This window comes from Vibrio sp. THAF190c, assembly GCF_009363355.1.
Classification (GTDB): domain Bacteria; phylum Pseudomonadota; class Gammaproteobacteria; order Enterobacterales; family Vibrionaceae; genus Vibrio; species Vibrio fortis_A.
This window is the reverse complement of sequence record NZ_CP045339.1, coordinates 102,259-129,085: the sequence shown is the minus strand read 5'-3', so window position 1 is coordinate 129,085 and position 26,827 is coordinate 102,259. Positions and strand designations below refer to the sequence as shown.

General features: G+C 44.4%; 19 protein-coding genes and 1 pseudogene. 13 read left to right on the top strand and 7 right to left on the bottom strand.

The window, feature by feature from the left end; genetic code table 11:
- Positions 1 to 8: 8 nt before the first annotated feature.
- The 3 genes from FIV04_RS15630 to FIV04_RS15620 form a co-directional block, all read right to left on the bottom strand.
- Entirely contained in the window at positions 9 to 806 is a 798-nt protein-coding gene (locus tag FIV04_RS15630; RefSeq protein ID WP_152469646.1) for an amino acid ABC transporter permease, read from the bottom strand.
- A complete protein-coding gene (locus FIV04_RS15625) occupies positions 806 to 1,522 on the bottom strand; it encodes an amino acid ABC transporter ATP-binding protein (protein WP_152469645.1) in 717 nt (238 codons plus the stop codon). Before FIV04_RS15625 ends, FIV04_RS15630 begins: the two co-directional genes overlap by 1 nt.
- A gap of 273 nt (positions 1,523 to 1,795) precedes the next feature.
- Entirely contained in the window at positions 1,796 to 2,944 is a 1,149-nt protein-coding gene (locus tag FIV04_RS15620) for an iron-containing alcohol dehydrogenase (protein ID WP_152470642.1), read from the bottom strand.
- Between the two features lie 183 nt (positions 2,945 to 3,127).
- Here FIV04_RS15620 and FIV04_RS15615 point away from each other — a divergent pair, with 183 nt between their 5' ends.
- The 8 genes from FIV04_RS15615 to FIV04_RS15580 all read left to right on the top strand — a co-directional run bounded on the left by FIV04_RS15615 (position 3,128) and on the right by FIV04_RS15580 (position 14,012).
- Positions 3,128 to 4,012, top strand: coding sequence for an AraC family transcriptional regulator (locus tag FIV04_RS15615; protein ID WP_152469644.1), 885 nt, complete (start codon positions 3,128 to 3,130; stop codon positions 4,010 to 4,012).
- Between the two features lie 563 nt (positions 4,013 to 4,575).
- The gene (locus FIV04_RS15610) at positions 4,576 to 6,192 is read left to right on the top strand and encodes a polysaccharide lyase 6 family protein (protein ID WP_152469643.1); all 1,617 of its coding nucleotides are present in this window, start codon (positions 4,576 to 4,578) and stop codon (positions 6,190 to 6,192) included.
- A 270-nt stretch (positions 6,193 to 6,462) separates the two neighbouring features.
- Positions 6,463 to 7,560 (top strand): YcjF family protein, encoded by a 1,098-nt coding sequence (locus FIV04_RS15605; protein WP_152469642.1) that lies wholly within the window; start codon positions 6,463 to 6,465, stop codon positions 7,558 to 7,560.
- Positions 7,547 to 9,211 (top strand): GTPase family protein, encoded by a 1,665-nt coding sequence (locus FIV04_RS15600; protein WP_152469641.1) that lies wholly within the window; start codon positions 7,547 to 7,549, stop codon positions 9,209 to 9,211. The genes FIV04_RS15605 and FIV04_RS15600 overlap by 14 nt, the downstream gene beginning before the upstream one ends.
- Positions 9,212 to 9,922: 711 nt before the next feature.
- Complete coding sequence (gene tnaA / locus FIV04_RS15595) at positions 9,923 to 11,395, top strand: tryptophanase (protein ID WP_152469640.1); 1,473 nt, start codon at positions 9,923 to 9,925, stop codon at positions 11,393 to 11,395.
- A 210-nt stretch (positions 11,396 to 11,605) separates the two neighbouring features.
- Positions 11,606 to 12,109: a GNAT family N-acetyltransferase gene (locus FIV04_RS15590; protein ID WP_152469639.1), complete on the top strand. Its 504-nt coding sequence runs from the start codon at positions 11,606 to 11,608 to the stop codon at positions 12,107 to 12,109.
- 90 nt (positions 12,110 to 12,199) lie between these two features.
- Positions 12,200 to 13,093, top strand: a complete 894-nt coding sequence (locus FIV04_RS15585) for a transglutaminase-like domain-containing protein (RefSeq protein WP_152469638.1) — start codon at positions 12,200 to 12,202, stop codon at positions 13,091 to 13,093.
- A 217-nt stretch (positions 13,094 to 13,310) separates the two neighbouring features.
- Positions 13,311 to 14,012 carry a lipoate--protein ligase gene (locus tag FIV04_RS15580; protein ID WP_152469637.1) on the top strand — a complete coding sequence of 234 codons (702 nt, stop codon included), beginning with the start codon at positions 13,311 to 13,313 and terminating at the stop codon, positions 14,010 to 14,012.
- A gap of 109 nt (positions 14,013 to 14,121) precedes the next feature.
- On the opposite strand, the gene FIV04_RS15575 is transcribed toward FIV04_RS15580, so the two are convergent.
- The gene (locus tag FIV04_RS15575) at positions 14,122 to 15,708 is read right to left on the bottom strand and encodes a BCCT family transporter (RefSeq protein ID WP_152469636.1); all 1,587 of its coding nucleotides are present in this window, start codon (positions 15,706 to 15,708) and stop codon (positions 14,122 to 14,124) included.
- Positions 15,709 to 16,159: 451 nt separating this feature from the next.
- On the opposite strand from FIV04_RS15575, the gene FIV04_RS15565 reads away from it, so the two are divergent.
- Both FIV04_RS15565 and FIV04_RS15560 read left to right on the top strand, forming a co-directional pair.
- Entirely contained in the window at positions 16,160 to 19,327 is a 3,168-nt protein-coding gene (locus tag FIV04_RS15565; protein WP_152469635.1) for a glycosyl hydrolase family 18 protein, read from the top strand.
- Between the two features lie 242 nt (positions 19,328 to 19,569).
- Entirely contained in the window at positions 19,570 to 21,045 is a 1,476-nt protein-coding gene (locus FIV04_RS15560) for a sensor domain-containing diguanylate cyclase (protein ID WP_152469634.1), read from the top strand.
- Between the two features lie 50 nt (positions 21,046 to 21,095).
- Here FIV04_RS15560 and FIV04_RS15555 read toward each other — a convergent pair whose 3' ends face one another.
- Positions 21,096 to 21,350, bottom strand: a complete 255-nt coding sequence (locus FIV04_RS15555; protein WP_032552699.1) for a YgjV family protein — start codon at positions 21,348 to 21,350, stop codon at positions 21,096 to 21,098.
- 269 nt (positions 21,351 to 21,619) lie between these two features.
- Here FIV04_RS15555 and FIV04_RS15550 point away from each other — a divergent pair, with 269 nt between their 5' ends.
- Positions 21,620 to 22,192, top strand: coding sequence for a DUF4136 domain-containing protein (locus FIV04_RS15550; RefSeq protein ID WP_152469633.1), 573 nt, complete (start codon positions 21,620 to 21,622; stop codon positions 22,190 to 22,192).
- Between the two features lie 165 nt (positions 22,193 to 22,357).
- Positions 22,358 to 23,524 carry a D-alanyl-D-alanine carboxypeptidase family protein gene (locus FIV04_RS15545; RefSeq protein ID WP_152469632.1) on the top strand — a complete coding sequence of 389 codons (1,167 nt, stop codon included), beginning with the start codon at positions 22,358 to 22,360 and terminating at the stop codon, positions 23,522 to 23,524.
- A 129-nt stretch (positions 23,525 to 23,653) separates the two neighbouring features.
- On the opposite strand, the gene FIV04_RS15540 is transcribed toward FIV04_RS15545, so the two are convergent.
- Positions 23,654 to 24,553, bottom strand: coding sequence for a LysR family transcriptional regulator (locus FIV04_RS15540; RefSeq protein WP_152469631.1), 900 nt, complete (start codon positions 24,551 to 24,553; stop codon positions 23,654 to 23,656).
- Positions 24,554 to 24,670: 117 nt separating this feature from the next.
- On the opposite strand from FIV04_RS15540, the pseudogene FIV04_RS15535 reads away from it, so the two are divergent.
- Positions 24,671 to 25,025 (top strand): annotated as a pseudogene (locus tag FIV04_RS15535) (DoxX family protein).
- Positions 25,026 to 25,058: 33 nt separating this feature from the next.
- On the opposite strand, the gene FIV04_RS15530 reads toward FIV04_RS15535, so the two are convergent.
- A complete protein-coding gene (locus FIV04_RS15530; protein ID WP_152469630.1) occupies positions 25,059 to 26,747 on the bottom strand; it encodes an RluA family pseudouridine synthase in 1,689 nt (562 codons plus the stop codon).
- Between the last annotated feature and the right edge of the window lie 80 nt (positions 26,748 to 26,827).

Sequence of the window (26,827 nt, the reverse complement as noted above, 5' to 3'; positions counted from 1 at the left end):
ATATTTCCTTATTGTGTGCGCCAATTAGCGCCGAGCTTGTGCTCGAGCCAAGCAGCGATGGCAGAAAGTGAAAGAGTTAATGCAAGATAAATAAGTGCCACAGAGAACCAAATCTCAAACGGCATGGCAGTTTCAGAGACAATGTTACGCGCCTCTGTTGTGAGATCGAAAATCGCCATCACACTAACGATAGAAGAGTTCTTGATTAAAGAAATCACCTCGTTAGTTAGTGGTGGCAAGGTTCTTTGTATGACTTGAGGTAGCACAATATCCCAGAAGGTAAACGTTCTTGAGAGCCCTAATGATTGTGCTGCTTCAAATTGGCCTTTGGCGATACTGTTCAGGCCCGCACGGAAAATTTCTGCGGTGTAAGCGCCCTGAAACAGAGCGAGCGCAAGTACTGCTGTACTAAAACGCTCTAAACCAAGTACCGGTCCAAAGACAAAGTAGAGTAGATAAATCTGCACTAGCAGTGGTGTGTTGCGGATAAGTTCTACATAGCTACTCGCGATGGTTCGACCAACAATGGAACTTGAGTTACGTAGTAGTGCCGTTGTTAAACCAATCAATAGCGTCGCGATTAAAGCGAGCAAAGATATCTTAATGGTGACGAATAGTCCTTCAATGAGCTCGGCTGGCCACCATTCACCATCTTCATAAAATGCTATGTAGTCAGGAACACGCTCCCATTGCCAACGATAGCCCATGGCTTGTGCACCAGAGTCTAGAATCCAGCTTACCGCAGCAACGAGCACAACGATTTGTAACAAGGCTGAAAGGGTTGGCTTTAAAATTCGGATGATCATCAATAGCTCAGTATTTGATTCAAGAAGGCTTGAGTTCGTTGATGTTTAGGGTTTTCAAAAAGCTCGGTTGGCGTATTTGACTCAACAATCTCTCCCTGATCCATAAAGATGACTCTGTCCGCTACTTTCTTGGCAAACCCCATCTCATGAGTCACACACACCATAGTGATGCCTTCTTCAGCAAGTTCGACCATTACGTCGAGCACTTCGTTGATCATCTCAGGGTCGAGTGCCGAGGTTGGTTCATCAAACAGCAGTAGGTCGGGTTTCATGCATAGAGAACGAGCAATGGCTACTCGTTGCTGTTGACCGCCTGAAAGCTGAACAGGGTATTTGTGTGCTTGGTCAGCAATGTGTACGCGTTCCAAGTAGTGCATAGCCAAGGCTTCTGCATCGGTTTTACTCATTTTGAGTGTGCGGATTGGCGACAAGGTGAGGTTTTCGAGCACTGTAAGGTGTGGAAACAGATGAAAGTGTTGGAAAACCATGCCGACTTGGCCTGGAGTGTTGAATTTACAAGGCAGAGTTTGATTAACGACACTGAGCTCACCAGAGTCAAAAGGCTCTAATTGGTTAATGCAGCGAATCAAAGTGGATTTACCCGAGCCAGAAGGGCCGCAAACCACCACGATTTCACCCTGTTGGATACTCAAATCAATGTCTTTCAGGGCATGATAATCACCATACCACTTGTTAAGTGACGTAAACTTAACCATCTTAGAAGTTGCGTTCAAATTGCAGTACATCTGTAGTTACGGAATGAATTACCTTAACAATATAGAAATATGATTGCACATAAAATTAAGAGCTTATGAGAATTTCGTTATATCGTTTGGACAAATAAAAAGCAGCGCCCAAATTGGGAGCTGCTTTTTTACATACGTAAGAACTCGGCGTTTGGTTCAGTTCGATTGTAAAAACGTTGTTGTGCCTTGTATCAACAAACTCGGTTTTATGAATCAACCAATCGCGAGCGCAAAAATAACAGACTACGCAATCGCTGATTCTAGGATTTCACGCGTTTTTTCAGGAGTAATCGCTTGGTTTTCACCTAGTTTTACATAACCGTGAGACTCTAGTTGAGCGATAACATTATCAATTGCGCTCTCTTTGCTTGCTTCATAGCCATCGAACTGAGTTGCGACGTCTAAGCTGTGGTAGAAGGCTTCGATTGCATCAATGGTACGCTCTGCTAGATCTGCGCCAGATTCAAGGCCAAACACGTTGCGACCCATTTGTTCTAGCTTGCCACGTTTAACTTCGATTTGGTTACGTAGAAGTGAAGGTTGAACAATCGCCAATGAGCGTGCGTGGTCTACATGCCAAAGAGCTGTGAACTCGTGGCCAATCATGTGTGTTGCCCAGTCTTGAGGAACGCCAGTACCAATCAGACCGTTCAACGCTTGGTTCGCTGTCCACATTAGGTTTGCACGCCATGAGTCGTTATCGCGCTCATCGTATTGCTTACCAAGAACAAGCAGATTCTTTAGAAGTGTTTCGGCATAGCCGTCTTGAACCATCGCTTCTGTTGGCATAGTGATGTATTGCTCGCATACGTGTACCCATGCATCCACTAAACCGTTGATAAGTTGGCGTTCTGGAAGAGACTTCATTACATCTGGGTCCATAACCGCAAACTTAGGCTGAACTGCAGGGTTCATGAATGCCAGCTTCTCTTGAGTCTCTTTACGAGTGATTACTGCACCCATGTTAGATTCAGAGCCCGTAGCAGGCAGTGTCAGTACTGCACCGATTGGCGTCGCTTCTGTTACTTGGTGTTTGCCTGCTAGGATATCCCAACCGTCACCATCATATTTTGCTGCTGCAGCAACGTATTTCGAACCATCGATTACTGAGCCACCACCGACAGCGATAATGAATTCAACGTTTTGCTCTTTAACGATAGCCACCGCTTTGTCTAGCGTTTCTTTGGTTGGGTTGGCTTCAACGCCAGAAAACTCGATCCAAGAGTGATCTTTCAGGGATTCTACAACTTGGTCGTAAACACCGTTCTTCTTAATTGAACCGCCACCGTAGATGACCAGTACTTTCTTAGCGGTATCCACTGCCTGGCTGATTGCGTTGATTTGACCTTTACCAAAATGAATCACGGTTGGGTTAACGTATGTAAATTGCATCATTGTATCCTTGTGTAAATCGGAACTTGTTATTCTGATTGATTGCTCAATTTCTATATTTGCATATTAGTACAGTAATCTTGGGTCATGAAGAGCTGATCCTCCAAATAAATTGCCTATTTCTACAATATTGTTATTCTCTATTGGCTTTCGACTCTCAATCAGCACGGAAAATGACCACCAATGAAGACACTCGCACAGTTACTACAATCCTACGTTGAATATAAAGGTTGGCATGATCTAGAAGGGATCAGAGAAACCGGTATTGAGGGCGTCTGGCTATACAGAAGCAGTCGTGGTAACCATCGTCAGCCGTTTACCTATCAGTCTGGCATCATCATGTTGGGTCAAGGTAAAAAGAATATTTATATTGGTGACAGGCCAGTCACCTATGCAGCAGGTGATTATTTGGTTGTTGGTGTACCGATGCCGTTAGAGTGCGAAGCACTGCCTGTCGATGATGAACCTTTGTTAGGTTTATCGATTAATATTGATTCCCAACGATTGCATAGCTTAGTGAAAAAGCTCGAAGACCAAGGCTTTTTGGAAAGCTATTGCAATAAGCACAAACAGAATGCGAGCGGCTTAGAGTCAACACCGATGGAAGAGGCGATGTTAGAGAGCTTTAAGCGATTGGTGAAAATGCTTCATTGCGACATAGAAGCTAACATTCTTGGAGATTCCATTGTTACCGAGATCGTTTACCGCGCGCTCACTGGCTCAGAAGGACGTGTTCTGTTTGATCTCGCCCATCACGATGGACATTACGCTCGTGTCGCTAAGGCTTTATCTAAGGTGCATGAAGAATACGATCAAACCATTACCGTTCAATCTCTAGCTGAAGAAGCAAACATGAGCGTGTCTGCTTTCCATAGCGCTTTTCGTAGTGTTACTTTTGAATCTCCCCTTCAATATCTTAAGAAAGTACGGCTTAATAAAGCTAAAGAGCTGATTCAACTTGAAGGGTTGCGAATCAGTGATGCTGCGCGTCGAGTGGGTTATTCAAGTCCATCCCAATTCAGCCGTGAGTTCAAGCGCCACTTCAATACAACACCAAGAGCGGTGTAAATCGTCGCATAATTCCATCTCCCTTTGTGCTTGTTTCCAATCAGGAGTGATCTCCCCATGAATCGCGCTGGAAATGAGTGCCTGATATGGAAAAATAACCTTGATTTGTAATACAAGATGGGCGAGAAATGGTTTTTGTAGATAACATTAAGACAGGTCGTTTACCGAGTTGTCTTTGATCTTTCCTTTCAATTTATGAGTGAGCATTGAACGCTGGTTTGATTGCTTTCTGATCTCACTTTTCATTACTCCAATCTCTCTCAATATTAGGTAAGTTCTGGACTGAATGTAAGAAAATGTTTATCGATGAGCGAAATTATTGAGATTTTGCATATCAAATCATCCATTCAGTTAGGCGGTTTCTGTCGCCAATAAATCAACTCTAAAACTGCAAGATCGCCGTCACGCATTTAAATTATTGTAGTACAAATTAACTCATCATCTATCTATATTGTTCTCAAAAAGAAGCAGCAATAAATAGCCACAAGAGCAGTGTAAATAGAACGACCACCTATTTAGGTGGCGGTTAATTTGATAATCCAATGTTTAATGTGAGAACAAAGATGAAGAAAAATTTAATATCGGTAAGCGTAATTAGTGCGTTTACGTTGGCTTTTGCTACGGGCTGTACCACTCAAGAAAACACGGCATCGGTGATTACTGCAGAACAGCAGGCAACTACCGCAATCAACGAGATCGATCGTAGCTACCTTTTGAACAGTGACCGCTTAACTGAGGTTGATGGGGATACGCTGGCGGTAGCCTCAGAAGAGCAAGTTGCTGCTCTTAAGGCGGAATTTGAAAACCTACAAGATGGCGACGAAGTGGTTATCCCTAACGGTAAATACGCCAACTTGGGTCAAGTGACGATCACAGCAAATGACATCACTATTAGATCGGAGCAAGCGGGTTCGGCGTGGCTGACAGGTTTGATTCAATTCGAGTTAAAGGGTGACGACATTACGCTCGATGGCTTAGTGTTTACCGAAGGAGGTCCAAACGAGCGCTTTGGTGCGGTTCGTATGATGGGTAATGGCAATACGCTTCAAAACTCGACCTTCTACTATTTCAACCACGACTACACTTACGAGCCAGATGAGCGCCGCTCTGAGTACCCTAAGTACCTATGGGTTTCACTTTGGGGTAAAGACGGTAAAGTGATCAACAACCGTTTTGAAGGTAAGCAAAAGCGCGGTACCTTGATCGGTGTCCAAAAAGACGATACGTCAGATAACCACCTGATCGCGAACAACATCTTTATGGATCAAAAGCCAAACCAGTTTAATGAGTTCGATATCAAAGAAGCGATTCGCTACAACGGCAACAGCTGGGAAGCGATCCGTATTGGTGATTCTAAATCTTCACAGTGGGATTCAAGCTCGAAATTTGTCAACAACCTGATGATCGATATGGATGGTGAGCGTGAGCTTATCTCAATTAAATCGGGCGACAACACAATTGCAGGTAATACTATCTTCCAAAGCGCAGCGTTGATTTCATTGCGTCACGGTAAAGGCAACACGGTTGAGAACAACATGATTTTGGGTAACGAGAAGCGCCTAACGGGCGGTGTTCGTATCTACGATGAAGACCATGTGATTCGTAACAACTACATCACAAACACGCGTGGTCGTGATGGTGTGATCGAAGGCAATGCTGACTTGCGTGGTGGTATTGTCATTAATACTGGCATTATTGATGTTGCGAACGGCGAGCAGCTTGATCAATCGGTAAAGGGCAAAGAGCTTAACAAGCAGTGGACTCCGAAAAACATCACGATTGAAAACAACTCTCTGGTCGACACGGAGTGGGGTATTGTTTACGGCAACCAAAGTCACCGTGTGAGCCTATTTGACAACGCAGAAGTAGAAGGCATCTATGCGGGTGTTGATATCGCGTTCAACAACAATGTGGTAGATAACTCGAAAACGCCTGAGTTTGTGAGTGTTCGAGCGACCCAAGACTTTCCACTAATCGGCGCAACATACAGCGATGAAACCTATGTTGGACAAGTCACTGAGTCAGAGCTGATTGGAAGCTACTCAGTTGAACTACCACAAGTAACGGTCAAAAACGGTATTAATTCTTACCAAGGTGAAGGCGCGGACGTGTCTAAGCTTGCGATTGTGACAGCAGAAACCGCTGGTCCAGACTACGTGCTTGAGAATACGACTAAGTAATCTTTCTTTTGAGGGCGTGGACGTTCAATCAACGTCGCGTTAGCAGTCTGAAGACTTAACACTTAAAAAGCCTCAGCAAGGTAAGCTTGTTGAGGCTTTCTCGATCTAAAGGGGGATTTAGAGTATCTATTAACATAAGTTCATAAAACAGTCGCCTCAGTATTGTAAATCCGCTCTGGTGAACAAACATATAGTAAGAGCGCGAATGTGATTGTATGAATTGTCGCGCTATGTCATCAATCTCAATACCAAGTGAGAATTAGCCTAACTATGTTTGAGCAGATTAAAGATTTCATCAACCCGAGCAAGAACCCTGACCTTACTCAGGCGCACGAGTATCAACGCAAGCATTTACCGACTTTGTGGTTGTTGGGAAAAACGGGTGCAGGTAAGTCTTCGTTTATTCAAGCGCTCACGGGCGATTCTTCGGTGGAGGTGGGCAATGGTTTTGCACCCTGCACAATAACTGCAATGTCGTACGTGTTTCCTCAAGATAAGCCGATAATGCGCTTTCTTGATACGCGAGGTTTGGGCGAAGCGGATTATTACCCTACAGAGGATCTGAAAGAAATCGGACAAGCGGGGAATGCGTTAGTCGTCGTGATGAAAGCCGATGAGCCGGAACAATCGGCCGTGCTGTCTGCACTGAAACAGATTAAGAAACAAAAGAAGATTAAGCACTTGCTACTTGTTCATACGGCGGTGTTGTCTTCTCAAGAACCCGACCGCGCACGGCAAGTTCAATTCAACAGTCAACAAGTCGAAAAGGTTTGGGGCAAAGATTTTGAATCTGTGGCAGTTGATTTCGAGACTGGTAACGATGATGTCTATAACCACGACATCTTGTTAGAAAAACTGACCAGCATTCTTCCTGTAATTGGAATGATGGTGCAAAACAAGGAGCATTCAACGCAAGAAGAAGCGAACTTTGACCAAGTTGAGAATGAGGTACTTTGGTATTCGGGAAGTGCAGCAGTTAGCGACCTAGTTCCAGGCGTGGGCTTGGTATCTGTGCCTGCCATTCAAGCGAAAATGTTACATAGCTTAGCCAACCAATATGGGGTGGAGTGGAATAAGCGAGTCTTTAGTGAGTTGATAGGAACTCTGGGTAGCAGTTTTGCGTTGCAATACGGAATGAAACTTGGCACTCGACAACTGGTTAAATTGATTCCTGTGTATGGACAAACGGTTGGCGCTGTCGCAGCCGCAGCTATGAGTTTTGGTACCAGCTATGGCCTTGGCAGAGCGGCGTGCTATTACTTTTATCATAAGAACAGAGGCGAAGAAGTCTCTGAGCAAGAAATGCAAGCAATCTATAAAGAATCCCTGAAAAAAGGAAAGGCGGCGTCAGGCTATGAAGAAAATTAGAAACTTATTTCGACTACTTTCTGCGCTGTCGAGTGGTCGTTGGGGTATAGCTCTCATTTCGGCGATCTTCCCGAGCATCATCATGATGGGCTTTGGTCTGTTTTTGGCGATTAAATATGGCTACCTATTGGAAATGTCGGTAGCTATTGCCGTAAGTACTTTGCTGTTTACGATTCCCTTATACATTTCTAGTCGTGCTTCTCATAATTCGACCAATAGCAAGCAATCAGGAAACACAACAGATGAAGCCAGAGAAGAAACCACAATTCAATCACCGAATCACAGCATAGATGACGCGTTGGTTAAAGCATCGAACGAATGGTCTCAAGTAGAGCTTTCGATCTGGAATGACTCTAAACATTATGTTCGTCAGCAGTTAACCGATGATATCGAGTGGGGCAACGTCGACCAAACTGGTTTAGAGGTGTTGGAATTCGTTGCTAAAAAGTTTAATAAAAAGTCGCTCGATTTTTCGATCCCAGAAGGTCTAAAGCTATTTGAAGAGGTAAGCCGCCGTTACAAATTGGTGGTGAAAGAGCACATTCCGGGTATTGAGTACCTTAAGGTTTCTTACATCAAAGCGGGCTACGAAGCCTATGACAAATATGAAGAGTTGGGGCAAAAGATTTTCAAAGCGGCGATTTGGGGTAATCACTTAAAAAACCTGTATTTGAACCCATTGAAGGTTATTTCTGACTTAGGTCGTGAGCAAGCGACGGCCTCTATGACAAAGGGCGTTGTCGATGATATGCAATATGCTGCGAAACAAGCCTTGCTCGATGAAGTGGCAGCTGTTGCGATTGATTTATACAGCGGACGTTTCAGCATCGAAGACGAAGCATTAAAAGTGTCTGATGTTTCAGAAGTCGACGAGAAGCGTTTCGCGCCTGAATTAGAACCAGTGAGAATTGTACTGGTAGGGCAAATTAGCTCTGGTAAATCATCGATTATCAATGCTCTCAAAGAGGAAATGGTTGCCGAGGTGGATGTTCTACCATCAACGGATACCTCTACGGTTTACAACGCATTTGTAGATGACAACGATGTGAGAGTAGTTGATCTTCAAGGGCTGGATGGAAACGCTAAAACCGAAGCTGTGATGCTTAAAGAGATGACTCAAGCCGATGTGGTGTTGTGGGTACTTAAAGCGAATCAGTCTGCTCGAGAACTGGATAAGCAGCTTAAAGATAAGTTTGATGCATTTTACGATGATCCTAAGAATATCTCGCGCAAACAGCCAATTGTGATGACAATCGTCAACCAAGTCGATCGATTAAAGCCGTTGGACGAGTGGCAGCCACCTTACGATTTAGATAATCCAACTACGGCAAAAGCTAAGATCATTGCTCAGGCCCTTCAATACAACCAAACACTTTTGAAGCCTGATATTGCTTTACCGCTAGCGATTGCTCCTGAAAAGATACAGTTTGGTTTAGAGGCTTTGAAACAGACGCTGATTGAACACATTGCAGACGCCAATAATGTTCAGAGAAATCGTCAGCGTCTCGAAGCTATCAACAGAGGAACTTCGGTAAAAGGCCAGCTTAATAAAGCCATGAAGGCAGGGAAGAAGGTCGCACCAAGTGCATTGAAAGTCGCTACCCCTAAACTGGCTGAGATGGCGATAAAACAAGTCACTAAGAAAAAATAACCAACAATACAAAGCGATATTCGTTAAACCGTAATATCGCTTGGATAGTTAATTTTTATTTTTCAGATCTTACTGGTCAGTTCTATTTATAACTTAATTTTATGAACTAGTATAATAGTTCACTAGGTCGATGTACTGATGAGTTTTATATGATGTTAATCACTGCAAATACATCAACGTAAATATTGATCACATTTATGATTGATAGGTCTTTATTTATAAAATTACTGCACTATATTTAAATTTCGGATCATTTTGATTTCAACATAGGGATATATTGTGAACATGTATCTGAAATGGCAATCAACAACATGGCTAACCTTGTTAGCTTGGTATACTTTAGATCATCAGATCTCGTTCCACCTTTCTTCAGAGTAGTACCTTCTGGGCGTCACGCGCCAGCAGAGCTCTTGTGCTTTGCCAATCCTGTTAATTTTGTTTTAAGAAATGCCGTAGCCTGTGCGTAAGATAATAATTTATTTATGCATGTCGCTATTTATCTCTTAGCCATTATTAATACGGCCTCAATCAATATCTTATTGATTCAATAATTTGTCTTTCGCTATTAAGTTTTATCGTAATTGTCACGAATGTGATGGTGCAATAAATAAAATTAATAGTGATGGTTTGTGACATCTGAAAAATAATGAGCTTAGACATTTTTTAATGTTTCTTCATTAGGAAGTACTGGGTTCGTTGAAAGGTACTATTATGGAAAACTTCAAACATCTACCTGAACCGTTTCGTATTCGCGTTGTAGAGCCAGTTAAAAGAACCACCTACGCTTATCGTGAGCAAGCCATTGTCGAAGCGGGTATGAACCCATTTCTACTTGATAGCGATGACGTATTCATCGACCTGCTGACCGACAGCGGCACGGGTTCAATTACTCAACGTATGCAAGCGGCGATGTTAATGGGCGATGAAGCGTATAGTGGCAGTCGTAGTTATTATGCGCTGTCGAATGCGGTGAAAGATATCTTCGGCTATGAGCTAACCATTCCGACTCACCAAGGACGCGGTGCAGAGCAGATCTATATCCCGGTGCTGATTAAAATGCGTGAGATGGAAAAGGGGTTAGACCGCAGCAAAATGGTCGCTTTGTCGAATTACTTTTTCGATACCACGCAAGGCCACACTCAAGTGAATTGCTGCGTCGCAAAGAACGTTTACACCAAAGAAGCGTTTGATACTTCAGTGAACGCTGACTTTAAAGGTAACTTTGATATCGAGAAGCTTGAACAAGTGATATTGGAAGCGGGCGCTGCCAATGTTCCTTACATTGTGAGTACTATTACCTGCAACTCGGCTGGTGGACAGCCTGTTTCTATCGCTAACCTGAAAGCTGTATATGAAATCGCTCAAAAGTACGATATTCCCGTCATCATGGACTCGGCTCGCTACGCTGAAAATGCTTACTTTATTCAGCAGCGTGAACCGGGTTATCAAGATTGGACTATCGAGCAAATCACTCGCGAATCATACAAATACGCAGATGGTTTGGCGATGTCCGCTAAGAAAGATGCGATGGTACAAATGGGTGGCTTGTTGTGTTTTAAAAATGACACCTTCATGGATGTCTACACAGAGTGTCGTACCTTGTGTGTGGTACAAGAGGGCTTCCCAACTTATGGCGGCTTAGAGGGCGGTGCCATGGAGCGTCTTGCAGTTGGACTATACGACGGTATGCGCCAAGATTGGTTGGAATATCGTATTGGGCAAGTTCAGTACTTAGTTGATGGCTTAGAAGCGATTGGCATCGTGTGTCAGCAAGCGGGTGGTCATGCTGCGTTTGTTGATGCAGGTAAACTGCTGCCACACATTCCGGCAGGTCAGTTCCCAGCACATGCTTTAGCGTGTGAATTGTATAAGGTAGCAGGGATCCGAGCGGTTGAGATTGGTTCATTGTTGCAAGGGCGAGATCCTGCAACAGGTGAACAGCACCCATGCCCTGCAGAGCTATTGCGCCTAACCATTCCACGCGCGACTTACACTCAAACGCATATGGACTTCATTATTGAAGCATTCGAAAAAGTAAAAGAGAACGCGAGCAAAGTGAAAGGGCTCGATTTTGTTTACGAACCTCCTGTACTAAGGCACTTCACTGCACGTTTGAAAGAGGTGGAACCTCATGAGAATCAATCAGTAAAAAAGAGTGAATCAACGCTCGAAGAAGCATTTTAAAATAATAAAACAAGCGAATAGTCACTAATTTCAAAAGCGTATAGGTTTAGGCCTATGCGCTTTTTTTGTATGGTTGAGTGACCAACGCGAATTGCGGAAACCTAATTTAAATATCTGTTATTTATAGAAAATAATCACGAGATGTGTTGCATATAAAGCAGGAGAGGCTTACTCTGCCTAATAATCGTGATGCAATAAGGACAGTACGCAATGATCATCAACACAGATAGACTCACCATGGCTCAAATCACTACCGAAGACTGGGCCCTTTTTCAGTCTTTAAATCGTGAGCCAGAGGTCATCCGACTGTGCTTTGACGAACCATCACCTTCCGATATTAAAGAAGCTTTCGAATCTCGATTGCCTGCTTGGAATAAAGATTCAACATATTGGCTGTGTCTTACTATCACAAACAAAGAGACTGGCGAAAAGATTGGGGTGACGGGCTTTCGTATGGTCGATGGTGTTGCGGAAGTGGGTTATCTGATTTTACCTAAGTTTCATGGCTTCGGCTTTGGTACGGAGTCTTTAAAGGCTCTCATTAGCTGGGCAACCAAAGAGCAAGGGATTACTACATTTCAAGCCATTGTAACAGAGGGCAATATAGGGTCTGAAAAAGTGTTGCTGAAAAGTGGCTTTTCACTCAAAGAGGTCGTTCCAGACGCTTACACCATTGGTGGCAAGCTCTACGCTGATCATATTTACACCCTTTAAAATCAATGCTTAATCCTCAAAACCGTGTTGTTTCCTTAAGCACAACGCGCCAGTTTTGAGGTTTTCACTTTCTGACAAGGATTGAAGTATATGGACGTCATAGAACATGCCGTTATTTCTGAGTTTACTACACCATCTGAATTTACCGACCTCGCCAGTATTAAGTTGGACATCAAGCAAGTGCCAAATGATGTCGAGGGAATCTGTCAGTTTGTACAAGGAAACCTTATCCATGCTTATTGGTTAGAGCATTATGGTGTAGAGATAGACATTTCTATTCAACGCACTGAAATGCAGACGCGATATGCGAAGGATTTGTTGTCGTTAGCCATGTCGAAATCAGGGCAAGCTGCACATACCATCAAAGCGCCGAATCATAGAGTGGTCAGTATTTGCCGAGACTTTTCCCTTTTGGTGTGTTCTATCTTCAGGATGAAAGGAGTGCCTGCTCGCATAAGAAGTGGTTTTGCAGCGTATCTAGGGCCGGTTCATTTCGAAGATCACTGGGTTTGTGAATATTGGAATGGTCAACGTTGGGTATCGGTTGATGCACAGCTCGATGGCGTTCATCAACGCATTCTGAAGTTTGAATTCGATCCGTGTGATGTTCCGTCATCTCAATTCTTAGTTGCGGGTCAGGCATGGAAACTCGCTCGTGAAAACTCAGTGCCAGCAAAGAAGTTCGGTTTTGCGGATTTTAAAGGGCTAGCTTTTATTAAAGCCAGCCTTATTCGCGATCTGTTCGCGCTGTCTAAATATGAAATGCACACGTGGGATATTGGTTGGGGGATCTTACCTCACTTTATGGCTCCAGTTTCTAATGACGATGAACTTCATTTACTCGATGAACTTGCCAAAGTGAGTCGTTCTGGGGATGTTAAGCAGGCGCGCAAGCTGATTGAATCGTGTGAAGCGATAAGACTTCCTGCAGATTGGAACACTTTAAAATTCCCAACGTTGAGTGAGCTTTATGCTTCTCTATAGTTTTAAGCTTAGGTGTCATTGAGTAAAGAGTTAGCTCAAAGGAAGCTATGCAATAGGTCTTGCCAAGAAGTTCAGGGATTGGCCTTAATGCCGCAAGGGCAATGATACTGTTTATGATTCTTAATATATGGCATCAATAATGTGAGATATGTTGGTATTATCAACGGCTGGGGAATAGTTGATACGAGTTCACGATTAGTTGTAGAGGAATAGCGCATTGAAGTTAACAAATAAACTTGTACGTTACCCGCATATTGATGTTGATCGTGCGTTTGAAAAAGAAGACGAGTTATTGCAGCAAATTCAGGCTGGTGAGATTGGACAAGCCTTAATGCTTTGGCAAGCCAAAACACCGACGCTTGTTTTGCCCTCAGGTAAAAAGTGGCCAGTAACCTTAGAGTCTAGAAAACAACTTGAGGCGCAAGGTTGGCAACTCTCTTCGCGAAAAACAGGTGGCGCTCCCGTCCCCCAGTTGCCGGGGATTATTAACCTATCGCATATTTATCATTGGCCTAGTAATGAAGCCTACGACATCAAAAAAGCGTATCTACATCTATGTGATGTTTTAACTCTGTTTTTTAAAGACTTGGGCGTCGATGTGGATGTGCATGCAACTCCCGGTTCTTATTGTGATGGCGACTACAACCTCAATATCAACAAACAGAAAATAGTAGGTACGGCTCAGCGTGTTTTGCTTAAACGCGGGGGCGGTCAAATAGTCCTTTCGCAAGCCTGTATTTTGTTAGATGTCGACTTAGAGAGCAGTGTTGCGCCCGTTAATTTTTATAATCAAATCTGCGGTAATCCAACCGTAGTAGACCCACATGTTCATACTCTGTTGTCTGAGCATGTGAAGCCTCTGCCTGGCGTAGACTCACTTTTTCAGCAGTTAACTCAAGCCTTCATTAAGTATGCTTAGTACGAGTTTCTGACGCTTAAACAATGGAACAGATAAAATAAAGCCACTCTGGTGAACCCTGGAGTGGCTTTTTGTTTTAATACTGAGCCGAAGTTTGTCGGCTTTGGTATTAGGCGATACCTTGTTCTTTTGCCATTTGCGTCGCGATCTTAGGTGCGTGCCATAGACACGGCAATAAGATGAATGAGACAGGAACTGCGGTGATTACAATGAATGACTGCAGAGCAGAGATGCCGCCAGAGCCCATAGAAATTAGCGCAATAGCCACTGCACCCATGATGATGCCCCAGAAGGTGCGTACCGCTGCGTTTGGCTCGGTGGTACCTGTCATAACCACGCTGATGGTGTAGGTCATTGAGTCACCTGTCGTTACGATGAACGTGGTGGTCAGGATAAGGAACAGTATCGCAATCAGAGTCGGAAATGGCAGTTGCGCGGTAATAGCTAACAGCACTGCCGGAAGGTTGAAGCCTTCGAACGCACTAGAAATCACGCCTGGGTTTTCTAACTCAAATGCTAAGCCACTGCCACCAACAATGCTAAACCAGAAACAGGTTACCAGTGGAGCAACGATACTGATAGAAACGATCATTTGGCGAATGGTGCGACCGCGTGAGATGCGCGCAATAAAGATCGCCATCATTGGGCCATAACCTAAGAACCAGCCCCAGAAGAATACCGTCCAGCCACCAAGCCACGCTGTATCTTGGCGATAAAGCGCCATAGGGATGAAGTTATCGATCATCTCCCCCATGCCTTGCAAGTAGCCATCAACGATGAAGCTTGTTGGGCCTACAAGAAGCATGTAGCCGATAAGGCACACAGACAAGATGATGTTGTAACGGCTAACCAGTTGGATGCCTTTGTTCACGCCGCTCAATGCAGATAGGGTGTACATGGCGATGGCGAATAGAATGACGATGCTCTGAGTCGCAAAGCTGTCTGAGATACCAAACAGTTCACTTATTGCATAACTAATTTGAAGACCTAAGAAACCAATAGGACCAATAGTGCCCGCAGCGACAGCAACGATGCTACATGCGTCAACCACGTTACCAATCCAACCATTAGTGGCTTTATCACCCAGAACTGGATAAAGCAGAATACGAGGTTTTAGAGGCAGACCTTTGTCGTAATGTAGGTGCATCAACACGATAGAAGATAAACCGCCTAAGATTGCCCAAGCAAGAAAGCCCCAGTGCATGAAAGACTGAGAAAGTGCGTTGAACGCCATTGCTTGTGGATCCGCTTCACCATACAAAGGCGGTGCAGAGACGAAGTGAGCGATTGGTTCCGCCGCCGCCCAGAACACGCCACCACCGGCGAGTAGAGTACAGAGAACAATCGACATCCATTTGAAAGTGGACATTTCTGGTAGGGCAAGTGTTCCTAAACGAACTTGACCTGTGCGGCCCAGTGCTAACACTAAACCGAGAATAAAGTTGAGCAACAATAGCACTTGCCAATAAGCACCGAACCATTGAGTAGAGTAGCTAAAACCGATGTTGACCAGTTCAGACAAAGCTGAAGTGTTGGCAAAAGCGAGAACGACAAAGAGCGTTAAAAAACTGCCGCTGAGCCAGAACACTGGGTTTCCAAGTTCGAGCTTTTCACCCAGAGACTGGGCTTTAGTGAAGTTGATAGAAGTAGATTCTGCGTTGATGTTTTCGTTGGCGACTTGCGTCAAGTTAGACATTATTTGTTCGCTATATTTGGCCGTGAAGCCTGTGTATTTCCCGCACATCTCCCTTTGAAAATGTGAGGTTCGTCAAAAAAGTCGCAGATACTAACATATCTATCACCAGAAAGTCGGCGAATTGCAAAAAGAAATCCATTCCTCCTATAAATCTGTCCTTTTTGGTTACTTTAAGCTCATCTTGTCCATGTTGTAGATAGGGGCTTTGACGATGAATAGCGATTATTTTTTAGCTTTCCGAAATAAATTTAATATTAGTTGTCGGTGCAAAATAAGTGTCGAGTCATTGCAGAGTGTAAGCAATTATTTGCGAGTCATTTTATAAATAGTGAATATTCTAAGTGCGAAATTGGCTTTGTTACCTACAGTTGTTTTGCGAAGAGATTTAAGTGGTCGTACGAATACGACCGAAATTAAACATCTTGAAACAACAACTTAAGGGATAGCACACATGCACCTAAACCAAGGAAGAGTGGCCAAGAAGGTTTTCACACTCAGCACACTCACCGCGTCATGCTTAATGGCGTTCAACAGTTATGCAGCTGTTGATTGTTCAACATTAGAAACATGGGACTCTGCGACCGTTTATACTGGCGGTGATCAGGTTTCACATGACGGCAGCGCGTACTCAGCGAATTACTGGAATCAAAACAACACCCCGAGCCAATTTGAAGGTGACTATGCACAATGGAAAAAGATTGATGTGTGTAGTGGCGGCGGGGGCGGTGGCACGCCAAATGAAGCGCCAACCGCTTCGTTAACAGCACCTACCGCGTCAGATGTGATCGTTGAGGGCGATAATGTCGTCTTAAGTGCTACGGCACTTGATGCTGATGGTAGCGTTGCTTCAGTAGAATTCTTTGTCGATGATACTTCCGTCGCAGTAGTAACAGCAGCACCATTCGAAGCGGCTTGGGCTGCAACATCGGGCAACCATCAGGTATCTGTTGTTGCAACAGACAATGAAGGTGCAGCGAGTGTAGCAAGCGCGGTATCTGTTTCTGTCGATTCACTGCAACCTGGCAATGAAGCGCCAACGGTATCAGTTGCACTTTCAGCCGCTTCTGTTGATGTAGGTGGCGTGGTAACACTCACGGCAACGGCTGCAGACAGTGATGGTACGGTTGATAAAGTCGATTTTTATGTGGCAGGTTCTTTAGTTGGAACGGCTGCAACAAGCCCGTATGCGCTTGACTACACAACCACTCAAGCCGGTACTTTGTCTGTTTACGCCAAAGCGACCGACGACAAAGGCGCAACAACGGATTCAACCTTGGCTTCTTTAAAGGTGAATGGTGCTCCAACGGTGAGTACATGTCGTCCTGATGGCTTGTATCAAACTCAAGGTGTCGATGTTCCCTACTGTACCATTTACGATGATGAAGGCCGTGAGAAGATGGGCGCGGATCACCCTCGTCGTGTGATTGGTTACTTCACTAGTTGGCGTGCAGGGGACGACCCACAAGCGGCTTACTTAGTGAATGACATTCCTTGGGAACAACTCACACACATTAACTACGCGTTCGTGAGCATCGGTTCAGATGGCAAAGTGAATGTTGGTGATGTAAATGATCCAAATAATGCTGCTGTTGGTAAAGAGTGGCCGGGCGTAGAAGTTGACCCTGCTTTAGGCTTTAAAGGTCACTTTGGTGCGCTCGCAACAGCCAAGAAAAAACACGGTGTTAAAACGTTAATCTCAATTGGTGGGTGGGCTGAGACTGGCGGTCACTTTACCACAGACGGCAGCCGTGTTGCTGATGGTGGCTTCTACACCATGACGACCAATGCTGATGGTTCAATCAACCATCAAGGTATCGAAACATTCGCGACGTCAGCCGTTGAAATGCTGCGTAAGTATCAATTCGATGGTCTAGATATCGATTATGAGTACCCAACCTCAATGGCAGGTGCGGGCAACCCATACGACAAAGACTTCATGGAACCACGTCGACAGTACCTATGGGCTTCATACCGAGTATTGATGAAAGTATTGCGTGAGAAGCTTGATGTGGCGTCTGCTGAAGATGGAACACACTACATGTTAACTATCGCAGCACCTTCATCTGGCTACCTATTACGCGGTATGGAAACATTCGATGTCACTCAATATCTTGATTACGTGAACATCATGTCTTACGACCTTCACGGTGCGTGGAACGATCACGTTGGTCATAACGCTGCTTTGTTTGATACAGGTAAAGATTCAGAGCTAGCACAGTGGAACGTATACGACACGGCGGCTTATGGCGGTATTGGCTACCTGAACACGGATTGGGCTTACCATTACTTCCGCGGCTCAATGCCAGCTGGTCGTATTAACATCGGTGTGCCGTACTACACGCGTGGTTGGCAGGGCGTAACCGGTGGTGAAAATGGTCTTTGGGGCCGAGCTGCACTGCCTAATCAATCTGAATGTGCCGCTGGTACAGGTGAAGGCGAGAAGAACAACTGTGGTCACGGCGCGATTGGTATCGATAACATGTGGCACGATACTGACCCTAAAGGAAACGAAATGGGCGCAGGTTCGAACCCAATGTGGCATGCGAAGAACCTAGAGAAAGGCATTTGGGGATCTTATGCGGATGCTTACAAGCTTGATCCTGTAAACGATCCAACGGATGTGCTAAGAGGGACTTACACGCGTAACTACGACAGCGTGGCGGTTGCACCTTGGCTATGGAATGCTGAAAAAGGCGTGTTCCTTTCTACGGAAGATAAAGAATCTATCAATGTGAAAGCTGACTACGTTATCGATAAAGAAATCGGCGGCATCATGTTCTGGGAACTGGCTGGCGACTACAACTGTTACGTACTTGATGCAAGTGGCAACCGCACAACGGTTGATACCACAGAGCAAGCGTGTAACAGCGGTAACGGTGAGTTCCACATGGGTAACACAATGACTAAGGCTATCTACGATAAGTTTAAGTCGGCAACGCCATATGGAAACAAAGTCGCAACTGGCGCAATTCCTACTGAAGCACTAGACATCGCAGTATCGGTTGGTGGCTTCAAAGTTGGTGACCAAAACTACCCAATTAATCCTAAGATCACGTTTACCAACAATACGGGGCAGGCACTACCTGGCGGTACAGAGTTCCAGTTTGATATTCCTGTATCTGCACCAGATAACGCGAAAGATCAATCTGGTGGTGGTTTGACTGTGATTGCGTCGGGTCATACTCGTGCGGATAACATTGGTGGCTTAGACGGTACTATGCACCGCGTAGCCTTTACATTACCTGCATGGAAAGAACTGCCTGCTGGTGGTGAGTATGAGCTGGACATGGTGTATTACTTACCAATTTCAGGTCCTGCAAACTATGCCGTTAACGTGGGTGGTGTCGATTATGCGTTTAGCTTTGAGCAACCAGATTTACCTCTAGGTGATATCAGTTCTGGTGGCGGTAACCCTGGCGACGGTGGCACAAACCCTGGTACTTGTGATACTGCAGGCCTAACAGTGTACCCGGATCTGCCTCAGAAAGACTGGGCCGGCAATCCAAGCCATGCTAATACGGGTGACCAAGTGGTTCACAATGGCAGCATTTACCAAGCTAACTGGTGGACAAGTTCAGAGCCAGGTAGTGATGGTAGTTGGACTGTTGTTTGTCAGTAAAATGGTGACCATGAATTCTCAATACTGAGAAAAATATTTATAAAACAAGTATTTATAAAATTATAAATTCGCCACATTGATATTATCAATGTGGCGTTTTTGGTATTGGTCACATATCAATGAATCAAACGTTTTTAAAGGCAATACCTTAATTCATACACCCTACCGTTTGTGATATAAAACTCGCTGCTTATTGAGGGCAAAAACCGGACACTGTTGTAGTGAGGGCGCATGGGGTAACTTTGAAATTTAAACGTAAATATATTCTTAACTTCTCGATAGCACTGGCCACGGTTTCTATGGTGCTGTCTGCCGTCCAATTTAATCGCACCAAAGAAGCGTTATTGGAATCCAACCAAGTGTTTTTTAATACCATCGTAAATGCGAGCTATGACATTGTGGATACGACGGTTAATGAAGCGATTAAAACGTATCTAAAGGGAGTTATTGATACCGCTCACTCTTATGTAGAGAGCCATAAACAGCTACCAGAAGCTCAACAACTGGCGGATCTCGCAAATACACTAAAAGTAGGGCAATCCGGTTATCTCTATTTGCTTTCCCCTGACGGCGTTCATTTATATCACCCATTTTTGCAAGGTCAGGACAGATCAAGCGTGGGGCATATTCAGCGGCAACTGGAGCTGGAAGAAGGTGTATCGCAGTATTATCACGCCAACCCTCATGAGACAGGGATGAGGCCAAAAGTTGCGTATTCGAGAAAGTTGCCGAGCGGCAATACCTTGGTAGCAACGACTTATAAAGATGAGTTGATGTTCTTGGTGGATCAGGTTCAGTTGAAGGAAAAGCTCAGTAAGTATGCCTATGGTGAGAGCGGCTACATCTATATCGTTGATCTTGATGGGAAGCGGATTCTACAGAACCCGTTTGATAATAGAGCCTTTGAATCCGTGGTTGAGTCAACCTCTCAGAGTTTCATCCGACAGGTTCTTAATAATCGAGAAGGGCACGTTAAGTTTGATTTAGAAAATGAGTCTGGAGTGGCGACTAAAAACATCTTCTACAAGTTTTATCCTTACCTGAACTGGGTAATTGTTGCAGGTATCTCTGAACAAGAGCTAAATAAGAATCATAGTTTACTGTTTGTTAGCCTGATGGCGCTCTTTGCCAGCTTAATAGCGATCATTTCAGTGTTAGTCCTCTATCTCAAGAATCGACACCACAAAATGTTAGAACTGGCGAGTCTTGACTATCTAACAGGGATCAACAGTCGCAGAAGCTTTATGGAACAGTTTAAAGCCAGAGTACAAAAGCATCAGGCATCTGTTTCACACATAGGGGTTGTTCTGCTCGATATCGATCATTTCAAACGTGTTAACGACGATTTTGGCCATACACAAGGAGACAAAGTGATTCAGGCTGTTGCTGTTAAGTTGAAGGAGTATGAGACAGAAAATCGTTTGATAGCACGCTATGGAGGAGAAGAGTTTGTCGTTGTGACATTCGATTGTGAACAAGCTGAATTAATGGAGTTGGCAGAGACAATACGTTTGGATGTGGAGAAGACTCAGGGGTTGTGCCGACAGATCACAATCAGTGCGGGTTGTTGTTATGCACCAGTGAATCAAGGCGTCGAAAAGGTCATAGAGAAGGCTGATGCTGCGCTCTATCGAGCAAAGGAGGCCGGTAGGAACAACACCCAGTGTTACTCAAGTCCTAATTGTGAGTGTTTGCCTCATATTAAACACTGCATATGAAAAAAGCCCGAACAAGATTAATTGTTCGGGCTTTTTATCAGATTCGAATGCTAAGCTTTAGCAGCTTTTAACGCTTCCGTTTTTTTTTCCTTTTGCATTTTAGCAAGGAAATAAACGTTTACGATTGCGATGAAACCATTGGTCGCTACTACTGGCCATGCATCAATCATTACACCGTAAGCAGTGAAGAGAGCACAACCAATAAAGTTAAGAACACGTAAGCGAACGATGTCTTTCATAGTTAATGAAATCGCAACCATGATAGATGCTGCGTAACCTAAAATTTCAACCATATTAAATTCCATTGTTGGACCCTCTTAGTTTTGCCGATACAGTGTCGGTACCAATCCTTCTCTTCATGAGATTATTGAGGAAGCTCCGTGCCTCGAATGGTCTGGTTTTGTTTAACTGGTGCTGACTATAGCAAGCCTTTTTTTGTGATAAAAGCCCCAAAACGAGTGAAAGTGAAGGTTAGCGATTACGCAAACGTTTAAAAGGTTTTTAGATAATATAATTACTGAATGTGTTGGTGTTGAATCCAATTGTAGAACATATAACGAAAAGGAAGCGACGAATGAGAAATAAATGTCTAGGCGGCTTTTTAGCGAGCGTTACCTTGGCGGTTAGCATGATGGGATGCACAACAGAGCCTATGCCGGTGAAGCATGATTTCGGTGTGGTAACCAGTGGTGACTTTACGTTTATGAATCAGGGTGTACAGACGTATTCATGGCACCCAAGTTCAGAACAAGCTTACCTTTCCAAAAACTACGACAAGACAGAAGTCACCGATATCGTTCGCTCTGCAATTGAAGACCATTTGACGCAAAAGGGCTATCGATTAGCTAATAGTGGAACTCAAGGTGACGTTGTCATCGGCTTTGGCCTAGCGCAAGAGTCAGAGCTGAGTGACCAGGCTATCTTGAATCGATTGAATCTTTCGACTGGCGTACCTTTTTATAACGAAAAGGGTAAAAAAGCAGAAAAAGGGTCGCTATATATCGTATTTTTGCTTCCAAATAGCGCAGTTATACAGTGGCAAGCACTGGCACAATCTGGTATTCAAGGTGGGCTAACTCATTCGCAGCTCGACCAACGTATATCGAGTTTTGTTAATAGGTTATTCAGAGATATACCTAACCGATAGAGTCATTAGTTGGGTCAATAATATTGACTCAATATTTGAACATAATTCAAGCTATCAATTGAAATTTGTAACTAAAGGTTCATTTGAGTAAAGCAACGTAAAGTTTCGGCGTCTTTTCTCAGTATTTAGCTATACTGAACAAAACGTTAACTCAGGTTTGATCTAATGAAATTGTTCGCTAAATATTCACTTTCCCTTGTTGGTTTATTGGCTGCGAGTAATGCTGTAATGGCAGCACCAACGATTGTTCCTTCTCCTCCTAGCCTAGGCGCAAAAGGCTATGTCTTAATGGATTTCAACTCAGGTGAAGTCCTAGTTGAAAATAATGCGCATACGAAATTGAATCCTGCGAGCTTAACCAAGTTGATGACCAGTTACGTCGCTGGCCAAGAGATGAAGCGTGGTAACATCTCAGCGGACGATAAAGTTAGAATCAGCGAAAACGCGTGGGCCAAGAACTTCCCAGACTCCTCCAAGATGTTCATCGAAGTTAATACCAATGTCGATATGATGGACCTTTACCGAGGTTTGATCATCCAATCGGGCAACGATGCCAGTGTGGCTATTGCTGAACATGTGGCTGGCTCTGAAGGTGCCTTTGTGGACCTAATGAACTCATGGGCGGCGTCTCTTAACCTAGAAAACACGCACTTTGCAAATGCTCATGGACTAGATGCCGATGATCTTTATTCAACGCCTTACGATATTGCGTTGTTAGGTCGTGCAATTATTCGCGATCTACCAGATGTTTACGGTTTATACAGTGAGCGCTCGTTCAGCTATAACGGTATCACTCAGCATAACCGTAATGGTTTGCTGCGTGATAGAAGCATGAATGTTGATGGTATGAAAACGGGCTACACCTCTGGCGCGGGCTACAGTTTGGCGAGTTCTGCAACACAGGGTGAGATGCGTTTGATTGCGGTAGTCATGGGATCAAGCAGCATTAAAGGCCGTGAATCGGATAGCAAACAGTTGCTGAGCTACGGCTTTAGATTCTTTGATACACTGAATCCACATCAGAGTGGAGACTTGATCTCAGAAGAGAGGCTATGGTTTGGTGAGCAAGACACACTTAAGCTCGGTGTCGACCAAGATACTTACATTACGCTACCAAAAGCAGACGGCAAAAAACTATCAGCGTCGGTTGAACTGACTTCTGATCTGAAAGCACCAATCGAAAAAGGTCAAACCTTGGGTGTGGTTCACTACACCGTTGATGGTGAAGATATTAAGACTCAACCATTGGTCGCGTTAGAGTCTGTACAAGAGGGGAGCTTCTTCAAGCGAATTCTTGACCATATCAAGCTGTTCTTTACTAACTTGTTCTAAGCTTTGGCTTCGCATTATCCTGCATGAGCTGCTATGCGAGTCTGCACAGTTAGCGAATACTTGATTACGAATGGACCTTTTGTACTCTACATCAGAGTGTAAAAGGTCCATTTTTTACTGCATCAACTCTTAGTCGATAGCATATTCTGCGAAGTAGTCTGCAAGGAAGTCGATCAAGGCGCGCAAGCGAACAGGAAGGTAGTCACTAGGGTGATAGAGCAGATACATAGGGAGCTTTTGATGGCCCCAAGGCTGTAACACTTCGATCAATTGACCCTGCTGTACCCACTCTTTTCCCATCCAACTTGGCAAGGCACAGATGCCCAGGCCAAGCCTACTCATATTTAGTAACGTTTCTGGACTGTCAGTCGAGAAGCTTTCATTAACTCGAACTTTTGTTTCGGTTCCTTTCGAGTCTTTGAAGCTCCAGTCGCTGGATGGCTTCATCAGCGAATATGTAAGGCATTGATGGTTAATTAAATCCGCTGGTGTCTCAGGCAAACCAAGGCGCTCCACATAATCTGGCGAAGCGTAATAATGAACATGATTTTTAAATAACAGCTTTGCTTTTAAGTTTGAGTCACTGAGCTGAGAGGCTCTAATCGCAAGATCAATCGTGTGATCATTTAAATTAACGAAGCTATCGCTGACACACAGATTAATCCTGATCTTTGGGTGTTGAACCATAAACGCCTTGAGTGCGTGAGTGAGGACTTGGTTTGAGAAGGCCGAGGGGGCTGAGATTTTGATTTCTCCCTCAACGGATTGAGCCTCCCGAGTCAACTTAGCTTCGAAACTGCTCATCTCGTCTAATAGTCGCAAACAGTATTGTTGATAGTCTCTTCCTGCCGGGGTTAATGAGATCTTTCGGCTGTTGCGCTGAAAAAGGGTGAGCTTTAAGTTGTTCTCTAGCCACGCAATTTTTTTGCTCACAGCACTTTGCGTGGTGTCGAGCTCTTCGGATGCCAATGTAAAGCTGTTGAGTCGAGCGGTAACCACAAACGCCTTAATACAGTCAATTTTATCCATTTTGCATTCCATTTGGGAATCTTAACTATCTAAATACTAGCATTTAACTAGTTGGTTAAGAATGCTCAAATGTCGTCAGTGTTTTAGAAAACAGAAATGAACAAGGTGGGTAGTATCATGAACGTAGTGAGTATTGTATTGATCGTGTTTTTTATGTTGGCGAGTTCAATTAAGACGTTAGGGTGGCAGAAAAAGGTATTTGAAGTTTTTTAAGAACTATGGGTTAAACAGACAAATCATGTTTGTAGTAGGGTGTTTAGAGCTTACTGGCGCGATGTCTCTGTTATTGGGCTTGGTTGGATGGGTACCTGAGTTAGTTGTGTCTTTGGGGGCGTTATTATTGGCTGTAGTGTCAATCGGCGCGATATTCTTTCATTTACGCTTTGACTCATGGCAGGCTGGGATACCTGCCATGGTGACGCTTTCATTATCAAGTTATGTTGCTTATCCATTGATTGCGCTGCTTCATTAGGAGCAGAGTCAATAAGACAAGCCTCTTAGCTTGTTAGAACTCGCTGGGTACTTCAAATTCGATCCACTCCCCAGTTGTTGGATGCACCAGTTTCAAGTAGCCCGCATGTAAATGGAGGCGGTTGCGTTTATAGCCGTACAGGTCATCGCCCGTAATTGGAGTACCTAGACCATCAGGGTGAGCACAATGAACACGAAGTTGATGCGTTCGTCCTGTTTTAGGATAGAGGTGAACCTTGGTCTTGCCGTCACTTCGACGTACCACGTGCCAATGGGTCTCCGCTTTTTTCCCGTATTGATGACAAACCAACTGTCTTGGGCGGTCGGTGATGTCGCCTCGTAATGGCAGGCTGATATCCCCCCCTTCACCTTTGATTTCCCCATCAAGTAAGGCGGTGTAGCGCTTCTCGACAGTCCGCTCAATAAATTGCTTTTGGATATGGCGGTTTGATTCCGCTGTGAGCGCAAGTATCAATAAACCTGAAGTCGACATATCTAGGCGATGTATGATGAGTGGTCCCGTTGCGTCTGGGTATCGCGCTTTAATCCGAGAGTAGACGGAGTCCTCGATAAACTTCCCTGGAACAGACAGGAATTCTGCAGGCTTATTCACCACAACAATCTCTTTGTCTTCATAAACAATATCGAAATGCTTACCAACTGCAGGGTTCACGATTAGAGGGTTATCTTCTAACTCGATGCCTTCAAGTTGATGCTCCAGAATTTCGAAACTTCGGCTCTGACAAACTGGGTATAAATTGCCATGCTGACGTATTTCTTGACGCGGTGGACGCCCCCACCAGAACTCGGCAAGAGCAAGTGGTTTTAGGCTGTGTTTAAACGCGAAATTCAGAAGTTTTGGTATGCAGCAATCACCAGCCCCCTCTATGGCCTCTTTACCGTTCAAAAGTTCCAACAGTGATTTGGTCTGATTATTCGCATTGAGAAAGTGATAATGCGACAAGCGCTGCTCTTCTAGTTGCGCTGAAAGTTCAGAATATTGCTGGCGTTGATCGCGAAGGGTGGTGTCTATTGTATTTATGTTTGATTGCAGCTCAGCGATCGCTTGTTTCCATTGAATTCTCAAAGCCTTGAGATCACGCTTCTCTTGGCTACTTGCCGCACCTAACTGCTTGAGAAGGCCGCTGTTTTCAACAGTGTTCTCAGAGTTGTCTGAGCTTGACTGTTTAGACGCTTCATAATTAGCACGAAGAGCATCGCGTTGTGCTTTGTTTGCTGCCATTTGTTTTTGGAAGTTGGCAATTTCCGCTGCAGCTTGTTCTTTAGATGATTCGAGTTTGGCATTTAGCTCAGCAAGATTATGGCGTTGTTCGAAAGTCTCGATCTGTTTAGCTTGCTCTGTAACTTGGTCGATTAAACTACGGCACTCTAGTTCGTATTGGGTTTTCTCAAAAGCAGAAGGCACAAATTCAATTGAAGATAGCGAGGCAACAAGGCTTTCATCAAGCGCTAACCCTCCATGAGCCGCCAAATAGCCAAGTTCACCTGTAGCTGTGTCTTGTGTAAGCAATACTGCATAGAGCTGACCAAAAGAGCCTCCGTCAATACCTGCTTTTTGTAGGCGTGATTGCAAATCGAGCATCGCCAGCTCACACGTTTTATGAGGCGTGTAGTAATACGGGAACGTAAAACGGTCTGGTAGTGTGTGATGGTCAGCCGGAACTGTAGGCAGTGGCGTGAAGTGCAAAAGACGCTGTGGCATGGGATGAACTCTTTGACGAACGATAGAGTCCGGTATTGTTGACGAAATGAAATCAAATGAGAAGCCAAAGCAGCGCTAAA

Coding starts and splice junctions, on each gene's coding strand:
- FIV04_RS15630 (WP_152469646.1), bottom strand. CDS start 806: ATGATCATCCGAATTTTAAAGCCAACCCTTTCAGCCTTGTTACAAATC.
- FIV04_RS15625 (WP_152469645.1), bottom strand. CDS start 1,522: ATGGTTAAGTTTACGTCACTTAACAAGTGGTATGGTGATTATCATGCC.
- FIV04_RS15620 (WP_152470642.1), bottom strand. CDS start 2,944: ATGCAATTTACATACGTTAACCCAACCGTGATTCATTTTGGTAAAGGT.
- FIV04_RS15615 (WP_152469644.1), top strand. CDS start 3,128: ATGAAGACACTCGCACAGTTACTACAATCCTACGTTGAATATAAAGGT.
- FIV04_RS15610 (WP_152469643.1), top strand. CDS start 4,576: ATGAAGAAAAATTTAATATCGGTAAGCGTAATTAGTGCGTTTACGTTG.
- FIV04_RS15605 (WP_152469642.1), top strand. CDS start 6,463: ATGTTTGAGCAGATTAAAGATTTCATCAACCCGAGCAAGAACCCTGAC.
- FIV04_RS15600 (WP_152469641.1), top strand. CDS start 7,547: ATGAAGAAAATTAGAAACTTATTTCGACTACTTTCTGCGCTGTCGAGT.
- tnaA (WP_152469640.1), top strand. CDS start 9,923: ATGGAAAACTTCAAACATCTACCTGAACCGTTTCGTATTCGCGTTGTA.
- FIV04_RS15590 (WP_152469639.1), top strand. CDS start 11,606: ATGATCATCAACACAGATAGACTCACCATGGCTCAAATCACTACCGAA.
- FIV04_RS15585 (WP_152469638.1), top strand. CDS start 12,200: ATGGACGTCATAGAACATGCCGTTATTTCTGAGTTTACTACACCATCT.
- FIV04_RS15575 (WP_152469636.1), bottom strand. CDS start 15,708: ATGTCTAACTTGACGCAAGTCGCCAACGAAAACATCAACGCAGAATCT.
- FIV04_RS15565 (WP_152469635.1), top strand. CDS start 16,160: ATGCACCTAAACCAAGGAAGAGTGGCCAAGAAGGTTTTCACACTCAGC.
- FIV04_RS15555 (WP_032552699.1), bottom strand. CDS start 21,350: ATGGAATTTAATATGGTTGAAATTTTAGGTTACGCAGCATCTATCATG.
- FIV04_RS15550 (WP_152469633.1), top strand. CDS start 21,620: ATGAGAAATAAATGTCTAGGCGGCTTTTTAGCGAGCGTTACCTTGGCG.
- FIV04_RS15545 (WP_152469632.1), top strand. CDS start 22,358: ATGAAATTGTTCGCTAAATATTCACTTTCCCTTGTTGGTTTATTGGCT.
- FIV04_RS15540 (WP_152469631.1), bottom strand. CDS start 24,553: ATGGATAAAATTGACTGTATTAAGGCGTTTGTGGTTACCGCTCGACTC.
- FIV04_RS15530 (WP_152469630.1), bottom strand. CDS start 26,747: ATGCCACAGCGTCTTTTGCACTTCACGCCACTGCCTACAGTTCCGGCT.